The 340-nt window shown below is 42.6% G+C and carries 1 protein-coding gene; it reads left to right on the top strand.

Going from position 1 to position 340, the window contains the following annotated elements; translation table 11 throughout:
• The first annotated feature begins 65 nt into the window (after positions 1–65).
• A complete protein-coding gene (locus tag BWI93_RS13060) occupies positions 66–203 on the top strand; it encodes a class IIb bacteriocin, lactobin A/cerein 7B family (RefSeq protein WP_094811999.1) in 138 nt (45 codons plus the stop codon).
• Positions 204–340: the final 137 nt, after the last annotated feature.

Genomic DNA, 340 nt, shown 5'->3' with positions numbered 1-340 from the left:
ACCTAAGTTTCTGATTTATATACAGTTCTACAACCAAACAGTTAAACAACCAAACAAACAAACAGATGAACAACAACTTCGAATTTGCCGGCCTGACGACGCTTGATCAAACTGAAATGATGGAAGTAGAAGGAGGCATCGTGCCCTTCCTGATTGGTGCCGCCATCGGCGTAACGGTGGCTCACTACATCGCTACGCACTAAGAGCGAATCGCTTCCTAATTTTCTCTGATACTCCACTTAGTTACACACATTTAAACACACAAACTCATGAACGCAGTAGCCTTACAAAACGCAGAACTGGTAGCTTTAGATCAAAACGAATTGATGGAAGTAGAAGG

Origin of the sequence: Siphonobacter sp. BAB-5385, from assembly GCF_002261125.1 — a bacterium.
Lineage (GTDB): Bacteria > Bacteroidota > Bacteroidia > Cytophagales > Spirosomataceae > Siphonobacter.
The sequence above is the reverse complement of the archived record's forward strand: the minus strand, read 5'-3'. Positions and strand labels throughout refer to the sequence as shown.